The sequence below is a fragment of the Lewinellaceae bacterium genome (genome assembly GCA_020636135.1).
In the GTDB taxonomy this organism is placed as follows: domain Bacteria; phylum Bacteroidota; class Bacteroidia; order Chitinophagales; family Saprospiraceae; genus JAGQXC01.
In genome coordinates this window covers 1-20626 of record JACJYK010000006.1, presented here as the reverse complement: position 1 = coordinate 20626, position 20626 = coordinate 1, and the positions used below count along the sequence as shown (strand labels likewise).

The following is a 20626-nucleotide window of genomic DNA, read 5'->3' as shown; positions in this document are numbered from 1 at the left end:
TGATTTTAAGGAATTAGATATAGAGTATACCGCTGATATGCTTCGGTCCTTTTATAAACTGGATGATAACAATGTCCAAAGTAAGGTAACTCTTGAATCGATAGATTATCGAATCGGAGGAAGAGCAAAAGGAACATTTAGTTTAAGGCTCATAAATGATACTTCAAATGATGTTATCGAAATCACCAATGGTAAGTTTGACGTCCTGATTGAGAAGCCTTAACTATTTCACAAAGGCTGCCCACTAATTTTATACATGTTGAAATTCTTCCAGATTTGATGATGATGGTGGCATGATTACTCGAGCTAGGTTCCAGTCATCTGTACCAGGAGCTTGGAATAAGGCGTTTTGTCTATACATTTAAAATGTATTTTTAGTGATACCTTGGGTAAAAAGCCTTTTTATCATGACTCCGTTCTACATCAACCGCCGTGCCTTTCTCAAGACTTCATCCGCTTCGTTGGCCGTATCCATGCTGGGCCTTTCCGGACTGGATGCCCTCTTTCCGGAGAAGAATTACCGGGTGGGACTGATCGGTGCGGGCTGGTATGGGAAAAGCGATCTGTGTCGCCTGATCCAGGTGTCGCCGGTCGAGGTGGTAGCCATCTGTGATGCCGACCAGCACATGCTGGACGGTGCCAATGAATTGATCAGTCAGCGACAAATTTCACATAAAAAGCCGGTGGGTTACCGCGATTACCGCAAAATGCTGGCCGAACAGGAGCTGGATATCGTCCTGATCGGTACGCCCGACCACTGGCATGCCCTGACTGCCATTGCGGCGATGAAAGCCGGAGCACATGTGTACGTACAAAAACCAATCAGTGTGGATGTCCTGGAAGGTGAGGCCATGGTCGCCGCAGCCCGCAAATACAAACGGACGGTGCAGGTAGGGTTGCAACGCAGGAGTACCCCTCACCTGGTAGATGCCAAAGCAAAAATTGTTGATGCCGGCATGTTGGGCAAGATTTCGCACGTCGAACTGTGCTGTTACTACCATATGCGTTCCAACGACAATCCTCCGGTACAGCCGGTGCCTGATTATTTCGATTACGATACCTGGACCGGTCCGGCTCCGATGCGTCCCTTCCTGGGGTTGCCCCATCGTGGTTGGCGCACCTACATTGAATACGGTAATGGCATCGTCGGCGACATGTGTGTCCATATGTTTGACGCTACTCGCTGGTTGCTGGGTCTGGGCTGGCCGGACCGCGTGCGTTCCACAGGAGGTATCTACGTTCAGAAAGGAGGAAAGTCGACCATCTCCGACACCCAGACAGCCTGGTTTGAGTATCCGGAGCTGACCTGTGTATGGACGCACCGTACCTGGGGCACTCCGGCGGATCCGGAATATCCCTGGGCCTTCAAGATCTACGGTGAAAAGGGCACCCTGATGGGAGACCCCTATAAATACGATTTTGTCCCGGTGAGCCGCGATGAAACACCCATCCACCAGGATGTGCTCTTCGAACGCGAGAAGTATCCCGAGGACCTGACCGAGAAAGATATTGAGTTGCATGCTGCTCCCGCGACCCGCGGACAAATGATCAATTTCCTGGGCGCCATCGCCGGTGGTAGCCGGCCCATTGCGGATATCGAGGAAGGGCACATCTCTTCTGCCAGCTGCATCCTGGCCAATGTGTCCATGGACCTCGGCGGGCGTACCCTGTCTTACGATCCGGTGACGAAGACCATACCCGGCGATGCGGAAGCGACGGAGCGACTGGCCCGGAAGTATAGGGAAGGGTGGGAGAGACCCACGTTTTAAATGTTGAATGTTGAATTCTAAAATATCCATACGATTTTTCGATGACCGAGAAGTACGTGCTGTTTGGGACGAAGAAAATGCCAAATGGTGGTTTTCGGTATTGGATATTGTAGCTGTTCTAAATGATCAAAACGACTATAAAAAAAACCGAAATTATTGGAAGTATCTGAAAGCCAAATTGAAGAAAGAAAACAGTGAAGTGGTTAGTGCCACTACCCAGTTGAAATTGACGGCACCTGATGGTAAGAAAAGGTCATCTGATATGCTCGATTATGATGGGATTATTGCTTTGGGCAAGCAATTTCCTAGTAAAAAGGCTAACCGTTTCATAGAATGGTTTTCCTATAGCGATGAAACAATAGACGGAAAAAGTAAAACGAAGGCTTATGCCTTATTCGAAAGTTCTTTTATTGACAGCTTAGAAGTAGGAACGACTAAAGGGTTGCAACAAATTCATGCATATTTATTCGGAGGATTGTATGATTTTGCCGGTCAAATCAGGCAAAAAAATAACTCAAAGGCTGGATTTCAATTTGCAATGGTCCAGTTTCTCCATTGATTATTCATATTATTATGAAGAGAATTAGGAGATATGAAGATTTCAAATAAAACACATCTTTTATTGTTCCTCTTTGCAATTACAAATGTAAAAGCCCAGGATATCACTGGAACCGCCACCAACCTGGTAGCTCAGGGCGCTGCTCTGACCCCCGCATCCCAGGAATATACCTTCACGGAAGGGCCGGCGGTGGACCGCAAAGGTGACGTTTATTTTACCGACCAACCCAATGACCGGATCCTGAAATGGAGCAAAAAGTACGGGCTGGAGGTGTGGATGCAGCCATCCGGCCGGGCCAATGGATTGTATTTCGACGACCAGGGCAATTTACTGGCTTGTGCCGATGAGCACAATCAATTGTGGAAGATCAATCCCCAAAAACAGGTGTCGGTGTTGATCGATCGTTACGAGGGTAAATTGCTCAACGGGCCTAATGACCTCTGGATCGATCCGAAAGGGGGCATCTATTTTACCGATCCATTTTATAAAAGAGATTATTGGGATCACAGTGAGAAAGAGATCGAACAGGAATGCGTCTATTATCTGGCGCCGGATGCAGCCAAACCCCGCGTTGTTGATGCTGACTATCAGCGGCCGAATGGCATCATCGGCACACCGGATGGCAAGAAGCTTTATGTGGCTGATATACAGGGTAGCAAAATTAACGTGTACGACATTGACCGTAACGGAGATCTGAAAAACCGTCGTTCCTTTGCACCGATGGGCTCCGATGGCATGACGCTCGATAATCAGGGCAATGTTTACGTCACCGGAGACGGTGTGACCGTGTTTAACCCGGCCGGCGAACAGATCCTGCACATCAGCGTGCCTGAACAATGGACTGCGAATGTGACCTTTGGAGGGAAGAAGGAAAAGACGCTTTTTATTACGGCCATGAAGTCTCTGTACACCCTGGATATGAATGTCCATGGCGTGCGCTGGCACCATCAGTAGATGCATAGCAATACGTCCAAGAATAAATCCGGTTGATTGTAATTTCCCGCAAAAGGGTAAGGATACAGAGCAAAACGATAAAATGCAATGACCATTTCACTCGTTTGACGATATAAGCATATACAGCTATACAACTAACAAATAAACAAATAAACACATAAACACATAAACACATACACACCACCCAATTGCAACCTGTTATGTCCTGCCAAACCAAGTATTATTTACTCCTTTTACTGATCCTTTTTGTCCAGTGTTCCAAAGAAGAACAGGAGTCGGCGGCAGCCACTGAAATGCAATCGCTGGTGAAAGAGATCAGCGCTTATACCAAAAACAGGCAACCCGGATTTAACATCATTCCACAAAATGGGATGGAGCTTGCATTTGTTGATCTTGATCCCAATGGCGCGTTGGAACAGGATTATCTGGACGCTGTTGATGCTTTTGGTATTGAGTCACTGTACTACGAAGGGTCCCGGATGGAAGATATGGAACGGGTAAGCGAAGCGAAATCGCTGGCGAAGCATAAACCGGTCTTTGTCGCAGAATACATTGATGATCCTAATGCCTATACAGCAGCATTACAGATAAATAAAGGGCTGGGATTTATACCTTTCATCCGCACCAGTGACAATTACGATTACCAGTACATTCCTTCGGCATTGGAAGATGAAAACGCCCGGAATATCCTGGAGATGGAGGACGCGCGCAATTTCCTTTACCTGATCAGCACAGATGCATTCAGCGCCAAGGATGATATGCTCAGTGCCATCGCGAATACCAATTATGATCTGGTATTGATCGACCTCTTTTTTAATGATGCTCCGTTAACCACTGAGGACCTGGCCAGAATCCGTTTCAAGGCCAATGCGGGGCGACGGCTATTGGTGGCCTACGTAAACATAGGAGCAGCGGAAAACTATCGTTATTACTGGCAATCGGACTGGAAACGCGGCAAACCTTCCTGGTTGAAGAAAAACTATCCAGGCTATCCGGATGAGATTTATGTCGAGTTCTGGAATGAAGCCTGGAAAGAAATCTTATTTGGCAACGGTGATGCTTATCTGGATCGCATCATCGATGCAGGATTTGATGGCGCCTATCTGGACAATGTGGAAGCTTATTATTTCCTGTATCACAATTAGCTACACCGCTTTTCGGGAAACACCTTTCGCCTTTCGCTGTAACACCCCAACACAAAGAATCCATGACACCCTGATACCATTACAATTTGCACATTTAAGATTATTTGATTTCAGATTTCAGATTTGCGAGCTAATACACCGTGATACCCTGATACCATATCACCGTGACACCCAAACACCCAACACCAAACATCAAACACCGTAACACCGTTACGCCCAAACACCAAACACCAAACATCAAACACCTAGAAACAATCAAACATCGATACCCTGTATTACCCACCCCTGGATCCCCTCCGGGGAGGGAATTTCACATTTCAAATTATTGATTTCAGATTTCAGATTTGCGAGCTGATACACAGTGATACCACGACACCACGACACCACGACGCCCCAACACCAAACATCAAACATCAAACATCAAACACCCAAACACCAAACACCCAAACACCAAACATCAAACATCAAACATCAAACACCCCAACACCCAAACACCCTCCCCCCCATTAACTTTTAATCTTCGGAAGACGTTATTATTGTGGTAAGATCAGTCTAGAATCTAAAGTCTGGCATCTAACATCTAAATCTGTATCTTTACACCCTCAAAATTGAATCATGAGTCAAGAGAGCAAGAGTCTGAAACCGATATACAACGAAAAAGGAGAAGCATTAAGCCCCATCTTGCCCCCGGAAATAAAGAATTTTTTGATTGATATCGATGGGACCATTTGCGATGACGTTCCTAACGAAGAACCGGAACGCATGCGGACAGTGCCACCGTACCCGGATGCACTGGAGGTGATCAACCGCTGGTTTGATGAAGGTCATATCATTACATTTTTTACCTCCAGAACGGAAGAACACCGTGCCATCACCCAGGTTTGGCTGCAGGAATACGGATTCAAATACCATCATCTGCTGATGAATAAGCCCCGTGGCGGCAACTACCACTGGATCGATAACCACATCGTACGGGCCACCCGTTTCAAAGGGAAATTTACCGATCTGGTTACCAAGGTAGCAGAGATCGAGGTTTTTGATCACGACTAGATCTTCCTTGATTCCAAATCCCTGATGGCTGCCGGCCAGTCTGTCCACCGGAATTTGAACCCTTCCCTTTGGATTTTGTCCGCGGACAGGCGTCCCCCTTTAAGTAAGATGTCGGCAAAAGAGCCGGTAAATAGCCGAATGATCCATGCCGGAATACGTATCGTAATCCAGGTTTTTTTCTGCCTGCCCATAGCCTGAACCCACGATTTCATGGTAAGCGGCTGAGGACTGGTGCCGTTATAGGATCCGGATGAGTTCTTATTTTCCAATAAAAAAATCATCAGTCGCGCCATATCCTCAATGTGGATCCAGGAATAATACATCTCACCGCGCCCTAAATACCCGGCAATCTTAAGATGCATGCTCATTGTGATCAGGGGGTAAATTCCTCCACGGTAACTGGTCACCAAACCGGTGCGTACGATACAGGTACGAAATGGAAGTGGTTCACGGTCCGTTAAGGCAGCTTCCCACAGCGCACAGGTCTTTCCTAAAAAATCATCATCCGGGGCGGTATCTTCCCGCAGCCATTCATCATTTCGGTCCGGATAATAGCCGCTGGCGGATCCATTGATAAAAACTTCAGGGTACTGTTTACTACGGAGTATCTGGTCTATCAAAAATGCCGTAGACCGGACTCGGCTATCGACCAGCAATTGCTTCCGAGAGGTGGTCCACGGCCAGCGGACCATGGCAGCACCGGCCAGATTGATGACCCCGTAACATCCGGACAACGCTTCCGGATCGATAATCCCTTGAAACGGATCCCAATGATAAATGCCTTGTCCGGGCTGGCTTTTTCCCCGGGAAAGAATACATACGTGGTATCCTTTGGCCTGCAATTCCTTCCTGATTTGACGGCCTATCAATCCCGAACCTCCCGCCAGTAAAACTTTTTTTTGCATATAAATTAATATCGAATCGTGAATAAAGCCGCCCGATACGCGTTACCTTTGGTAAGGTTGACGCCAGATAAACTATATCCGATGAATAAAAGGCAATCTGTTCTGATTTGTTCGCTACTCTTCCTGTTCTTTAGCCTGTTTTCTTGTCGCAAGTCAGAAAATGCTTCCGTTCCCGAGTCCTTCCGCGTTACCATCCGGGTCCAGGATGAACCGCTGAGCCTGTTGCCGATGATGTCTTCAACGGTCGTAGGCTCCCAGGTAATCCGTCATATTTTCTGGCCGGCGGCAGAGTATGATCCGTTTGATCTTACTTACCGGCCGTTGTTGCTGGAGTCCCTGCCCGAGCCGGTCACCGAAGCTGAAGGTCCCTGGAAGGGCTCCCAGCGCTTTGAGCTTAATCTCCGCCAGGAAGCAAGCTGGAGCGATGGCGAACCCATTACCGCTGAAGACTATGTTTTTTCCGTCAAGGCTGCTTTTTTGCCTTCATGCGCCATGAGTGGCTTTGCCAGTTTTTTTGCCAATTTACAGGATATCCGTGTCAATCCGGACGATCCAAAACAGTTGACCGTATGGGTGTCGCCGGGTTATATGCTGGCCAGGGAACTGGTATCAAATTTCAACCTGATCCCCCGGCATGTTTACGATTCGGAGGATGTATTATCCAAATATTCACTGGGCCAATTAAAAGACCCGGAATCAGCAGGTATAGATCTCAGCCAGGATGCCAGTTTTCAGGCATTGGATCAGGCGTTCCAGTTATTGGATATGGTGCCGGAAAATATCGTGGGCAGTGGTCCATACACCTTAGGGGACTGGCAGAGTAAGCAATACCTGGCATTGAAACGGGTAGACGGCTGGTGGGGAAACAAAATAAAAACCCAGGAGGCTCTGTTTGACGCCTTTCCACAGGAAATAATCTATCAGATCATACCAGATGAACAGGTTGCCCTGACCGCCCTAAAGGATGGAAGTATCGACCTTGCCATGATCGCCCGTCCGGACAACTACATCGCCACGCAGCAGGAGCAGGGAGCAGCCGACAAGTTCACCTTCGGGCATGCTTCCAACAGCGTCTATATGTACATTGGTATGAATAACCAGCACCCCATCCTGCGGGACCCGGAAGTCCGGACAGCATTGGCCTATACCATGGATGTGGACCGGGTGATCTCCACGCTGATGAATGGACTGGCACAGCGGACAGTGGGGCCGTTCATGCCCGGAAGTCCATACTACAACCAAAATCTGAAGCCCATACCCCTGGACCTGAACGAAGCGTTGAAGCATTTGAGTGCTGCAGGATGGTCAGACAGTAATCACGATGGGACAGTCGACAAAGAAATTGAAGGAAGGCGTGTAGAGTGCGTGTTGCCGGTGATGGTTAGCGCCAATTCGTCGCTGGGGCAGAATGTGGCACTGATCCTGCAGGAAAATGCCGCCAAAGTCGGTGTCCGCATCGAGCTGGACCCGATCGCCGACAACGCAACCCTGCGGCAACGCCTGGGGACCGGCGACTTTGTGATGGCAACAATGTCCAACAGTCCTTCCGTAGGCATTTATGACCCTTATCAGTCCTGGCATTCCCAGAGTTTCCGGGATAATACCGGGAATGTGATTGGGTTTGTGGATCCTGAATCGGATGCCATCATTGACTCCTTACGCCATGAGGAAAATCCCCAGGAGCTGATCGAAGAGTATCAGAGTTTTCAGGCAGAATTGTATAAAGAACAGCCGGTGATCTTCCTCGTTATCCCGGAGGTGCTTTTTATCCACCGGAAAGATTATGAAGTACGCCCATCCGTGGTAAAGCCAGGTATCTGGGAACCGGCTATTATCCCGCAACATCAATAAATGACTGGCGTGGTCCGGTTCATTTTTATCCGGCTCATGGGCATGCTGACCACCTTACTGGTGCTGGCAGGTGCGCTGTTTGCATTGTATCAATGGTTACCCGGCGATCCCATCGAAGATCTGGCGGGGGGCGCCCGGCGCGATCAGGAAGGAAGCTTTAATCCCCGGATCTATGCTGAACGTTATGCAACCATGGCCAGTCGGTATGGAATGGACCAACCTTATTTTTATTTTTCGGTCGTGCCCACAGGCCTGCCGGAAGCCTTTCTCCGTATACCCGATCACCGGCAAAGGGCCATCTGGAAATCCTGGTATCAGCAACTGGGTGATGCCGGTATGGTTGAGTCCTGGTGGCAAAGTCTGGAGGAATTGGCTCAATCCGTTTCGGATCCTGCGTTAATCACGGTAGCGCGGAACGCACTACGGGAAAGGGATTTGAATCAGGTCCTCAACACCCTGGATCACTTGCCGGACTCTTTGCATGTCTCCCCCAAAATTGAAGATCAGATCCAGCAGATCCATACCCTTCTGCTGTCCTCACGCTGGTTGGGAATCACACTCCGTTGGCACGGCGCCGGAAACCAGTTTCACCACTGGGTACAAGGATTGTGGACCGGCGATTTCGGGCGCTCCATGCATGATGGACGTCCCGTGACCAGGAAGATCACCGAGGCATTGCGTTGGACGCTATCCATCAATGGAATTGCCATCCTACTTGCGTTGCTTATCGCGGTTCCGTTGGGTGTGTACCTTGCTGCGTTTGCCTCCAGGCGAGCCTCACGGGTAATTCGCTTTTTGCTGTATGCCGGTTATGCAATGCCGGTCTTCTGGCTGGCGACTTTGCTGGTGGTGTTATTTACCTCCGACACTTACGGCATGGATTGGTTGCCGTCCATCGGGGTTCAGTACGGATATGCTTCTGCTTCTTTTGCAGATCGTTTATTCCAAAGTCTGGGGCAATTGTTCATCCCGGTATGCACCCTGGTCATCACGTCACTGGCTTATCTGACCCGCCAGATGGAGAAATCGGTTGAGCAGCAACTGTCCGCACCCTACCTGGTCACAGCGCAGGTCTGGGGTATGCCCAGGAACCAGCGCATCTGGAAATATGTGCTTCCCAACGCCTTATTTCCGGTCATAACCCTGATCGGGACATTGCTCCCGGCTGCTATCGCCGGATCGGTGACGCTGGAATTTATCTGCAATATTCCCGGCATGGGCAGGTTATTACTGGATAGTATCCTGACCAAGGACTGGCCGGTGTTATTTTACACCACCTTACTGATCGGGATGGTCACTTTATTCGGAATACTTTTGGCAGATTTGATTTACGCACTTGTGGATCCCCGGGTCCGTCAATCCGGGTTTGCATGAAAAGTACGAATAAAGAACAGTGGCTAAGGAAGTATCCGCGATGGGTACGGTGGATCCTCGGAGGGTGGTTTAGCATAGCCCTACTGGTTCCTTTCATCGCCAATGAACGCGGGCTGATGGTTCGCTATCAGGGGCAAATCTATTTTCCGGTCTTCCACCAGTGGGGCGTTGATAGGGGCATAGCCCGGCATGAGGATTATCTACGTTACCGGCTACATGAACTGCCTCAGGATTACCAGGTACTGATCGGGCCCCTGGTTCCGTACCGGGCCGAAACCCTGGATGCCGCTAACAGTAATTACCGTTCACCCTTTGGGGTGCAAGAATCCGCATCGTGGTATTACCGGCATTGGCTGGGCACCGACCAGCTGGGTCGGGATGCTCTGGCTGGCTTGCTATATGGAGCTCGCACCGCCTGGTGGGTAGGCATGCTGGCTACGGCGCTTTCGGTAATCCTTGGATTGTTCTTTGGCTTGCTTGCAGGATATTATGGCAATGACCGGTCTTCTGTTTCCCGGGCTTCCGTTGTCGCCGGAGGACTTCTGGTCGTATTTGCTTTGATCTTGAATATAGGCCGGACTCACCACACGGTGTCCTTCCTGGTCTTTTGCTCCTGGTGGGCCCTGTTTATTGCTGCGGGCCTCTTATTGTATAGTGGATTCCGGCGGGTGCCTTATCTCCGGGAAAAAATGGTGATACCCTTTGACCGGTTATTTCTGGCCGTGATCGGATGGTTCAAGTCCTTGCCCGGACTGGTCGTGGTAATGGCGGTATTGCCATTGTTTAAAAATAACGGGATTTGGTCCCTGGCCTTGCTGATCGGGTTGTTTCGCTGGCCCCTAATCGGACAATACGTCCGGGCTGAGGTGCTTCGTATCCGGCATTTGCCTTTCATGGAGTCGGTTCGGCTGCTGGGGTTATCTGACGGAAAGATCCTGATCAAACATGCTTTGCCCAACGTATGGCCACCGGTTATTGTCAATGCGGCCTTTGGAGTAGGCGCTGCCGTGGCGGTGGAAAGTGCCCTGTCATTCCTGGGTTTAGGGCTGGGATTGGATCAGGTGACGTGGGGTACCATGATGAATGTGGGAAGAAATTACTTTCCTGCATGGTGGCTCACGTTTTTCCCCGGCCTTGCTCTCTTTATGGTGGTGTACGTGTGTAATGTGTTGGGCGACCGTTGGTTAGCACGATACAACTCGTGAAATAATCGATGATGCCAGACCGTTAAAATGGAGGTCAAAACGCTGAAACCCTTGATTTTGCTGGTTTTTTAACGCTTTTTTGCAAGATGATAGTTGCGAAAATTTGAATAGCCGATTAACTTTGCGGCCGTTTTAACATTTAATCATTAAAATCCTAAGATCATGAACAAAGGAGATTTGATCGATCACATTGCAGAAGCTGCAGGAATTACCAAAGCTCAAGCATCTGATGCTTTGAATGCAGTTATTGGTGGAGTTGAGTCCACATTGAAAGCTGGTGGAAAGGTTTCTTTGGTTGGCTTTGGAACGTTCTCTGTTTCCGAGCGTGGTGCCCGTGAAGGTAGAAACCCACAAACCGGTAAAGTGATCAAAATTGCTGCCAAGAAGAATGTTCGCTTCAAAGCAGGAAAAGCCTTAGCTGATTCTTTGAATTAATTGGCCCGAGAAACCGATTTTTAAAAAGATATAGCAAAGCAGTCATCCCGTAGCGGGGTGGCTGCTTTTTTGTTAATAGGGTGATCGATGAGGCCGGCAACAAAGACGGACTGTCCGAAGGCCTTATTGCTACCAGATAACAGTTGGAATGCGTGCCAGGAGGGCATTCTATTGATTGAGTGGGGAACTGGATTGACTACTAGGGGTAAAAGGTGATGGGAGGAAAACGCCAGAACTCTATCGGAACACACCGAACCCGTTCATTGGAGAGACGAAGATTGGATTCTGGTTAACGGAGAGCTTGACAGCCACCTTGCGGGTGATGGATGTTAAGGAAGAGGAGCTGTGCCGTTTGACTGGTTACAATTAGCATTGAAGGATTTATTTCGATTGAAATGACTTGCCGATAATGCGGGTTTTAAGAGTATTGAAGAACGGAGCTTTAAAGTATCTGAAATTAAAGGCAATATGTATTAATAATACATATATAGATAAATTTTAAAAGTTTGCCAAAATCACTTAACTTAAACGCTGCTTAACAGATTGATTTTCTGATCAGGATGCAAGTTCTGATGTATAATTTCGAAAAACCAAAGAGTATGATAACAATAGGCTTTAGAACGAGCTTACTGTTAGGAATTTGTTTTAATACTACTAATTTCCAACGGCCTAAACGCTGCTCCGAAACTTTAACAAGTCCACTTTTTATCGAAGTATTTGGCAGTCACCATTTTACCTGATTTGACTGGGTGGAAAACACTTGATTTTCACATGTATTTCGAGTGGTAAGCTCTGGGGAATTCCAACCTGACAGAGGAGGAAATGCAAATGAAATCAACATCCACAATTCTGGTTTGCAAAGAAGGTCAAATGGTTGAGCCAATTTCCATTCCTGATTTCAGGATCAATTTGAAAAATAATCCAAGACGATGAATCAATTGAACAACCCGATGCAACCTAAAAAATGTCTTAACCCACATGGACTAAATGGCAACATCAAGAAATTTCGCGGTTTAGGAACCTCTTTGCTTTTGTTGTTCTTTTTCTTCCTTTCCTTATCAACCGCCTTTGCCACGCACTTTCAGGGTGGTTCCATTACGTATGAGTATGTGTCTGGCAATGCCTATATGGTTACGCTAAAAATTTATCGGGATTGTAGTGGGGCCGAAGTGTTTAACTCAATCATAAGTATTTCTTCATCAAATGGGATGACCTTCAGAACGTTGCCCCAAATATCAAAAACGGAGATAACAATTTTGTGTCCTGGCGAACAGAGCTTGTGTAGTGGAGGTAACTCCGTTAATGGCACGGAGGAGATACTATACCGAGACACCATCAGCTTTGCTCCTCTGCCTGCCGGAGAGTTTTACACATTATCAAATTCTAGCTGCTGTCGCAACAACGCAATTACTTCAGGTGCAGACATTCAAGGATATGCATTCTCGGCGATTCTTGATCCGAATATCGTAAACAGTTCTCCTCAATTCACCAATCAGGCTCCACCAACTGCTTGTGACGGGTTACCAAACTATTACAACCTTGGCGCAATTGATCCGGATGGTGATGTATTGAAATTTTCTCTGGTGGCCTGCAAGACTGATAACAATTTGGATGTCAATTATAACCCTGGATATAGCCCAACTCACCCGTTAGTAACAATGCCTGGAGATTCCATCAATTCCATTACAGGAGAGTTCTATTTTGTTCCCGTTGGATACCAGGTTGGTGTCGTTTGCATTAAAGTGGAAGAATTCCGTGCCGGGGTTAAGATTGGTGAGGTAACTAGGGATCTGCAGATTGCAGTTGTGGCATGTAATGCCAATAATAACACTCCTGTGGCAGCTACCCCAGGTCCTAACCCCATGCCTGCTACCGTTAACCAACAAGTCTGCATGAATATCACGATCAGCGATCCCGACACCGACATGATTACGGTGGTTTACAATAATGGTATTCCGACCGGAACTTTTACACCTCCATTGCCGGTGGGGCCCTTCTTAAATTATACGGGAGTATTTTGTTTTACCCCAGTCGGCGCCGATCTGAATCTCAATCGATTTTTTACGCTTTGGGTAGCTGATGACAACTGCCCAGTACCATTTTCAAACACTTATACATTTGATTTTTCCGTTGGTTGTGACACACCAATGATAACATGTCCAATGGACATAATTGTGGCTACCGAACCATTTGCCTGCGATGCTTCAGTGACCTATCCTGATCCGATGGTTACGAGTGATTGTATGTTTAACCTCACACAAATTGAAGGTCTGACCTCAGGCAGTCCATTCCCAATAGGAACCACCGTCAATACCTTTGTTGCGAGCACTGGGCCTCTAAAGAACGATACCTGCTCTTTTTCCATTACGGTACTTGAGAATGGGCAGTCACAGTCCCTACAATCCACGGCAAAACGAGCGGCGGCAGGCCTGGCGTGCCAGGATCATGTGAACATCAGCCTGAGCAGTGACTGCCAGCGTGTGATCACCGCTCGTGATGTGCTGCTGACAGGTAGCGCCGGTTGTATCGACCGCTACAACTGCGAGGTGTTTATACCGGGATCACTGACACCCATCCCGGGAGCTACCCTGACTTACGAGCACGTCGGTCAGACCCTGACCTATGTGGTGGAAGACATCCAGTCGGGTGGCAAATGCTGGGGGACATTGAAACTGGAAGACAAACTGGGCCCACAAATTTATTGTCAGAACGATACGATCAGCTGCCTGCAGATGAGTGAGCGGGAAGACCTGGTCGTGATCACGGATCTGTGCCAGCCGTTCCCGACTACGACGGATATTCTGGAGAAGCAGTGGACGGATCTGGGTTGCGATGACCGCGAGTTCATCGGTTACCTGGCACGGAAAGTTAGAGCCACCGACGTTTGGGGCAACTACGCCGAATGCCGCGATACGCTCTTTGTACGCAAAGAGACGATCGACAGCCTGGTTTGCGGACCGGATACCCTGATCGAATGCACAACCGAAGTGGTCCGCAATGGCAAGACTGTAGAGTTATTATGGAATACGGGCAAGAACGGTGATACCTATCTGGATGCTCAGGGTTATGCGCATCCATGGCCAACAAAAGGAGATGGTTATTTCCCGGCTCCTTATCTGAAGAGCACTCAGTCAGGCCAGGCCCCCGGGTATCTAATTCCGGTCAAAACCGATGCAGGTCCTGACTTCACCAATACGGGCAAATGTCAGATCGTCTTCGATTACGAGGACCATGTCGTACCGACCTGTGGTCGCTCCTATAAAATCCGCCGGACCTGGCACATCTATGATTGGTGTGGACAAACCGATACGACCTGTGTCCAGTGGTTTAAGATTACGGATACCGAGGCGCCGGTGATAAAAGAAGCATACCTCAACCCGATCGATGATCATGGAGGCACGAGCTGTGAAGAAGTGCCTGCATCCTTGAATCGCCTTGCCCGTGAGAAGGGCGCCCTGGTAGCCTGTGAAGTGTTGAAAGCGGAGGTGGATCCCCACGACTGCAAAGCGACGGTTATTCTACCAGATCCACGGGCCTGGGTCTTGAAAGATTGCGATGATGTGCTGGATGTCTACTATGAGATTGAATACGTAGATCCGACCCATCCGGGAAAGGTGTTGCTGGAATCCGGAAACATCGCGGAAGGGGAGACGGCCCATGTCTATCTCCCTGACGGCTGGCATAATGTGTTGTACCACATCCGTGACCGGTGCTGGAACGAAACCTTGTTGCTGCAGGGCATCAGCGTCTACGACAACACGCCACCGACACCGGTGTGTGATGAGATCACCCAGGTGACCCTTGATCCGGAGAAATGCTGGGCCCGGATCTATGCGAAGGACCTGGACGATGGCAGCCATGATAATTGCTGTGACCAGTTGCATTTTGCAGTAGCAAATATGGATTCAGTGAATTATTGGCGGCAGTATTGGGAGGATTATTATGTTTCCTGCCTGGATTCATACGATTATCATCACTATTACGATCTCATTCAACAGACCATTGAAGAATGGATCAATGTTTTTGTGTTTGACGATTACATTGATGTGACTGAATGTGGTAACGAACAACTGATCCTACGGGTTTATGAAGCCTGCGATTTGCCGGTGTATGATCCCCATACATTTTATGGTGGTGAGCACGAATGGTATTGGTACAATTTGTCGTATAAATTTGCTGCCTGGTATCTTTACCGGTTAAATGATTACATCCATTATGGCGATCCGAGAGCAGGTCTAACCTGTGGATTGTCCTCGTCCATCATCAGTACCAATCCAGCATCCACCAGTTCATTAATTGGACTGCAAATACCGGAAGAATTTTTGTGGGACTTCCCGCTGCATGCCGAAATATGTTTTCCATTGGGTAATACAAGAGGCATGCGACCGATATTTGATCTGTTTAATGAGCATGGTACCTATCCGTCTTCGATATGTGATTACGAATTCAATCCCACCACCGCAGAGCCGGAATGGATCAACCGGGTGTATAACCCTTACCTCAATGAGGTGAATACCACCATTTCCCTGGGAGACAACAAGCGGTGGCACTTCCCGCACCTGTACAGCGACTGTATGATCGAAGTACGCAAGGATGACAAGACACCACCGGTGGTCGTAGCTCCTGAGGATGTGACGGTTTACTGCGATGGGGTGCCCTACTGGTGGGAGCTAACGAAAACCTATGCAGGAGGTACGAAGACCGCCACAGTTAAAGGTCATGGCGCTTCATTTACGCATGATGTGTGTGAAGGAGAAGATGCCTTACAGACTTATTGTTCTAGTCCGGACGTGTACCCGGAGGGAACAAATACATCCGGAGACATTGCTGAAGGGCCAGTATGTTGTGTGGAGATCCCCTGGGATGGCGGAGACTTCGGCTATTACGGTGGATCGGTCTGTGGGGAATACAGTTATGCCGGCGGCGTGAACTGCGATGAATACAGCTACTGGTACCACGATCACAACTGGCAGCCCATCTACTGCCGCTTGTGGCTGATGCTGGATAAATACGACAACCCGGACGGTGGACACCCGGATCCGCAAAGTTACTTTGACGAGACGGCTGAAGACTGGGTGATTACGGACAACTGCTGGGCGCCGGAAACGGAAGTGGAATACAGTGGCAGCCTGAACGAATGTGGGGTAGGGACGCTGACCAAGACGGTGACGGCCACCGACAAATGTGGTAACACCGCGTACGACACGCAGACGCTGTATGTGAAGCCACGCTCCGACTTTGAGGTGATCTTCCCGGCAGATGTGGTGGTGAACTGCACCGACCCGGGCAGCTTGGCGGCAGACCGTACGGGAGCAGGTTATCCGGAGATCAGCGACGACGACTGTGAGCTGATCGGGGTGACGTACTCGGATGAGCGTTACGATGTGACGGAAGGCTGCTATAAGATCCTGCGTACCTGGAAGCTGATTGACTGGTGTGTTTATTCACCGGACCTGCACAGCCGCTATCCGGATGTGATCGTCGATGACCGGTTGGTAGCGAATGACAGCAGATGCTGCATCCACCGGAACCTGAAGGATGACGGTGATGGTTATATGACGTACCTGCAGGTGATCAAGGTGGTGGACGATGAAGCACCGGTGATTGTATGCAATGAGCTGGAAGAGACCTGCATCCTGGACAACAACTGCGATGCAGCGACGGTACAGTATGAGTTGCTAGCCTCTGGCACGGACAACTGTGCTGCTGAAGAGGAGATCCAGTACCGCTACACGGTATTGGCCGATGAGACCACTCCAGTCGCTTATGGACAAGGTCATGAATTAACAGCAGAACTGGCGGTAGGTACCTATGGTGTCTGGCTGGTGGGTAAGGATCGTTGTGGCAATGAGGACAGCTGTTATACGACATTTACGATAAGAGACTGCAAGAACCCTACACCCTATTGCTACCATGGCATCGCTACAGTGGTGATGAGTCCATCCGGCGAAGTGGAGGTCTGGGCTACGGACTTTGATGCCGGCAGCTACGACAACTGTACGACAGCCGACAACCTGATCCTGAGCTTCACAGAAGACGGCGAGACACCAAGCATAACATTCACCTGTGCGGACATCCCGGATGGTCGTTCACAGGAGATTGAAGTGGAGATCTGGGTCATCGACGAATCAGGCAACAAGGACTTCTGCACCACGACGCTACTACTGCAGGACAACACCGGTAATGCCTGCCAGGACAGCAGTCCGTTGACGGAGTCAGGCTCCGGAGTAGCATCACCGGGACAAAAGGTAAAAGGAGAAGGGATAAGGACCCCAGAACTCTATCAGAACACGCCGAACCCATTCAGCGGGGAGACGAAGATCGGCTTCTGGTTGCCAGAATCCATGACAGCCACCCTGAAGGTGATGGATGTGACAGGTAAGGAGCTCTACCGGGTGACCGGTAGTTATTCAAGCGGTAATCATTTGATCACGCTGGAAGCTGGCAGCATCCCGGAAGTGAAAGGTGTGTTATTTTACCAACTGGAAACGGAAAGAGGGGTATTGAATAAACGTATGGTAAAGGTGGATTAAAAGGGATGCTGACAATGCGCCAGCATTCGTCAGTAGGATGGTCAAGGTGAATTAACCGATGCTGACCGGTGCTGACCGACCGAAGGAAGCGTCAGTAGAAACCCCAAAAGGCGTACTGAACAGACGCATGGTGAAGGTGAATTAAAAGGGATGCTGACAATGCGCCAGCATTCGTCAGTAGCATGGTGAAGGTGGATTAACCGATGCTGACAACACGATAGTGCTCGTCAGTACTACCAGTTGGAAACCAATCAAGGTGTTATAAATAAACGGATGGTACGGATTGAATAAAAGAATACTGTCAGAGCTCACAGAGATCGTCAGTAAGACGCACATCCGATAGTAAAAAAAATTGCAGTTATCCTGGTTGGGGTAACTGCTTTTTTATCAGACGCACTGTAAACCAACTTACCATAACACCCCCTTGTCGATGATCTTAGTGAACCGAATCCAAACGCACCGAAAACACAGCGAATTATTCTTATAATTACCTAATGGTATATTTAAATAAAACAACAACAGCAATTTATATAGATTAAAGAATAAATATGTATCAAATAGGCTTTAGTGGTTGTCACAAATAGCTTTTTCTTCATATGTAACTGTTTGAAATATAATTAGTTGTTAAGACCAATCAAAATCATCGTTTTTTAGCATATAAAATCATGTTATGTAAAGCCTTCTGGAATACAATCTTTTACATAGTAAGTTAAAATGTATTATGTAATTTCATTTCTATCAAAGTTTTTTTATTATTTTGCATCGGTTTCTTGATGACGAACCAACATTTCAGGAAGCCGGGAGTATGCTAACGATCAGGTTATGCACCTGCTTATTGGATCAAATGAGACGGTTATACAATCGTGTCAATGCTATCCCATTAACTCATCGGGTTGACAATTTTACTTCCTGCTTCCACCTTGTACACAACGAATCGGTTCCAGCCGATCTTTTCATCTTTAGAAAAACGCTCAAATACCAAATGTATGCGCCGGATTTTACACTTTGCCGCACTGTTAGTTCTTACTTTTTTATCATCTACTGTTCAGGCACAGGTCCAGTCGGTAGACTTTAATTTCACGGGGTCATCCCAAACCTGGATTGTTCCAAATGGGGTCAGTACTGTCCTCATCAAAGCCTGGGGAGCCCAGGGTGGGGGTGGAGCGCTTGTCCCTGGTGGCCGGGGAGGTTATGCCACTGGGTTGATTTCCGTCACACCTGGTCAGATCTTGTACATCTATGTAGGAGGCACAGGGACAGTAACATCTGCAGTTAACACCAATGTTGCCGGCGGATTTAACGGGGGAGGCCAGGCAACTCGGGCTACATCAGGAGTTGTAGCTTTACGGAACCGGGCCAGCGGAGGCGGTGCTTCTGATGTTCGGGTAGGTGGAACGACCTTGAATGACCGGGTATTAGTGGCCGCCGGAGGTGGTGGTTATGGCGGCGCCGGCGGTGGTTTGAATGGAGTAGGTGCAAATGGCGGTGGAGGTACACAGGTTGTTGGAGGATCCGGAGGTTCTGGCTGTAGCGCAGGGGGCCTGGGACAAGGCGGAGAAGGTTCCACAGCAGGATGCTCAGGTGGTGGCGGCGGTTATTTCGGTGGCGGTTCCGGAAACACTGGCGGCGGTGGTTCTTCATTCCTTGGGGGTGTAGACAATGGATTTACATTGGAAAATATTCAAAGTGGAAACGGCATGGTTTCCATTTGTTATGGGGAAGGTCTTTTGGCGATTTTTGACGATCCGACCGATTTTATTAATTCCGCTGTTTCTGCCTGTGTCGATTCCGTCAGTGGCATATCTTCAGAAGTATTGGAAGATTTTGAAAGTTATACACCGGGATTGTACAATGGAGGCTTTACGGGCAATGGGTTTTCGGTCTCGCTGGTGGAAAGCGGTGTGGCTGCAGGCAACATTGAGATTCTGAATATTGGTAGCAATGTGATCCGTATTCAGCCGGATACATTTAATTTCGGAGCATCCGGCGAAGATCTGATTTGTCTGACGTTTGATGAACCGGTCACCTCGGTAGGCGCTGATTATATATTGACTGCGTTAAATCTTTTAGGACACGAAGGACTGGTTCTCGAAGCGGTTTTAACCATGATGGATGGAACTGTTGAAATCCTAAATCTTCCCGCGGGAGGACCATTGACCAGTCTTAACATAAGTGCAGGATACCTGGGTATCTCCGATCGTACCGGATGCAATAAAATTGCTAAACTCACCTTTCGGGTTAGTGGTATCGATCCGTTGTTGAATGGTGGACAATTTGGTCTCGGCCTGATCCTTGATAATCTATATTTCAACAGCTGTGATTGTACCTGCCGGGTGGAATCCTGTCATGATCAGGTAAACATTTCTCTAGATGGGGACTGTAGTAGACCGGTACGCGCCCTGGATGTCATGACCAATGTTTCTTTGGGGTGTAGCAATGGATTCACCGTTAGCCTTACCGACCAATGGGGTACGCCACTTGGCAGCACCATTGGTCTGGATCAGATTGGTCAGCGGCTGGTTTATCGGGTTACCGATCCAGGCTCAGGAAACAGTTGCTGGGGTTACATTAATGTAGAAGATAAATATCCACCCCAAATTCTTTGTGAAAATGATACCATCAGCTGCCTGGACCTCTCTGAACGTGCCGACTTCACCGTGGCGGCTGATAATTGTTTTTACGATGCCACTAAAATTAATATCCTCGAAAAAGAATGGATAGACCTAGGGTGTGATGACCGAGAATTCATCGGTTATATGGCTAGGCGTATTAGAGCAACTGACATTTGGGGCAATTTCAATGAATGTCGTGATACGTTATTCGTGCGCAAGGAAACGATCGACAGC

General features: G+C 48.4%; 11 protein-coding genes and 1 pseudogene. 11 read left to right on the top strand and 1 reads right to left on the bottom strand.

Features of this window, described 5'->3' with window-relative positions:
• Nucleotides 1–407 precede the first annotated feature (407 nt).
• From H6570_22595 to H6570_22575, 5 genes and pseudogenes are all read left to right on the top strand, one after another.
• Nucleotides 408–1769, top strand: coding sequence for a Gfo/Idh/MocA family oxidoreductase (locus H6570_22595; protein ID MCB9322082.1), 1362 nt, complete (start codon nucleotides 408–410; stop codon nucleotides 1767–1769).
• A 7-nt stretch (nucleotides 1770–1776) separates the two neighbouring features.
• Nucleotides 1777–2322, top strand: a pseudogene (locus tag H6570_22590) (cell filamentation protein Fic).
• A 39-nt stretch (nucleotides 2323–2361) separates the two neighbouring features.
• A complete protein-coding gene (locus H6570_22585) occupies nucleotides 2362–3282 on the top strand; it encodes an SMP-30/gluconolactonase/LRE family protein (protein ID MCB9322081.1) in 921 nt (306 codons plus the stop codon).
• Between the two features lie 200 nt (nucleotides 3283–3482).
• Entirely contained in the window at nucleotides 3483–4427 is a 945-nt protein-coding gene (locus tag H6570_22580; protein MCB9322080.1) for an endo alpha-1,4 polygalactosaminidase, read from the top strand.
• A gap of 615 nt (nucleotides 4428–5042) precedes the next feature.
• Nucleotides 5043–5477 carry a phosphoheptose isomerase gene (locus tag H6570_22575; GenBank protein ID MCB9322079.1) on the top strand — a complete coding sequence of 145 codons (435 nt, stop codon included), beginning with the start codon at nucleotides 5043–5045 and terminating at the stop codon, nucleotides 5475–5477.
• On the opposite strand, the gene H6570_22570 is transcribed toward H6570_22575, so the two are convergent.
• Nucleotides 5474–6382: a TIGR01777 family protein gene (locus H6570_22570; protein MCB9322078.1), complete on the bottom strand. Its 909-nt coding sequence runs from the start codon at nucleotides 6380–6382 to the stop codon at nucleotides 5474–5476. The genes H6570_22575 and H6570_22570 overlap by 4 nt on opposite strands.
• A gap of 81 nt (nucleotides 6383–6463) precedes the next feature.
• Between H6570_22570 and H6570_22565 the strand changes: the two genes are divergently transcribed.
• From H6570_22565 to H6570_22540, 6 genes are all read left to right on the top strand, one after another.
• Nucleotides 6464–8233, top strand: a complete 1770-nt coding sequence (locus H6570_22565) for a hypothetical protein (protein ID MCB9322077.1) — start codon at nucleotides 6464–6466, stop codon at nucleotides 8231–8233.
• 9 nt (nucleotides 8234–8242) lie between these two features.
• Nucleotides 8243–9607 (top strand): ABC transporter permease, encoded by a 1365-nt coding sequence (locus H6570_22560; GenBank protein MCB9322076.1) that lies wholly within the window; start codon nucleotides 8243–8245, stop codon nucleotides 9605–9607.
• The gene (locus tag H6570_22555) at nucleotides 9604–10812 is read left to right on the top strand and encodes an ABC transporter permease (GenBank protein ID MCB9322075.1); all 1209 of its coding nucleotides are present in this window, start codon (nucleotides 9604–9606) and stop codon (nucleotides 10810–10812) included. The genes H6570_22560 and H6570_22555 overlap by 4 nt, the downstream gene beginning before the upstream one ends.
• A 162-nt stretch (nucleotides 10813–10974) precedes the next feature.
• Complete coding sequence (locus tag H6570_22550; protein ID MCB9322074.1) at nucleotides 10975–11247, top strand: HU family DNA-binding protein; 273 nt, start codon at nucleotides 10975–10977, stop codon at nucleotides 11245–11247.
• A 1658-nt stretch (nucleotides 11248–12905) separates the two neighbouring features.
• On the top strand, nucleotides 12906–17780 hold the full coding sequence (locus H6570_22545; protein MCB9322073.1) for a T9SS type A sorting domain-containing protein: 4875 nt from the start codon (nucleotides 12906–12908) through the stop codon (nucleotides 17778–17780).
• Between the two features lie 986 nt (nucleotides 17781–18766).
• Nucleotides 18767–20626, top strand: a 1860-nt coding sequence (locus H6570_22540; protein MCB9322072.1) for a hypothetical protein, incomplete at its 3' end; no start/stop codon positions are given.

Coding starts and splice junctions, on each gene's coding strand:
- H6570_22595 (MCB9322082.1), top strand. CDS start 408: ATGACTCCGTTCTACATCAACCGCCGTGCCTTTCTCAAGACTTCATCC.
- H6570_22585 (MCB9322081.1), top strand. CDS start 2,362: ATGAAGATTTCAAATAAAACACATCTTTTATTGTTCCTCTTTGCAATT.
- H6570_22580 (MCB9322080.1), top strand. CDS start 3,483: ATGTCCTGCCAAACCAAGTATTATTTACTCCTTTTACTGATCCTTTTT.
- H6570_22575 (MCB9322079.1), top strand. CDS start 5,043: ATGAGTCAAGAGAGCAAGAGTCTGAAACCGATATACAACGAAAAAGGA.
- H6570_22570 (MCB9322078.1), bottom strand. CDS start 6,382: ATGCAAAAAAAAGTTTTACTGGCGGGAGGTTCGGGATTGATAGGCCGT.
- H6570_22565 (MCB9322077.1), top strand. CDS start 6,464: ATGAATAAAAGGCAATCTGTTCTGATTTGTTCGCTACTCTTCCTGTTC.
- H6570_22555 (MCB9322075.1), top strand. CDS start 9,604: ATGAAAAGTACGAATAAAGAACAGTGGCTAAGGAAGTATCCGCGATGG.
- H6570_22550 (MCB9322074.1), top strand. CDS start 10,975: ATGAACAAAGGAGATTTGATCGATCACATTGCAGAAGCTGCAGGAATT.
- H6570_22545 (MCB9322073.1), top strand. CDS start 12,906: ATGCCTGGAGATTCCATCAATTCCATTACAGGAGAGTTCTATTTTGTT.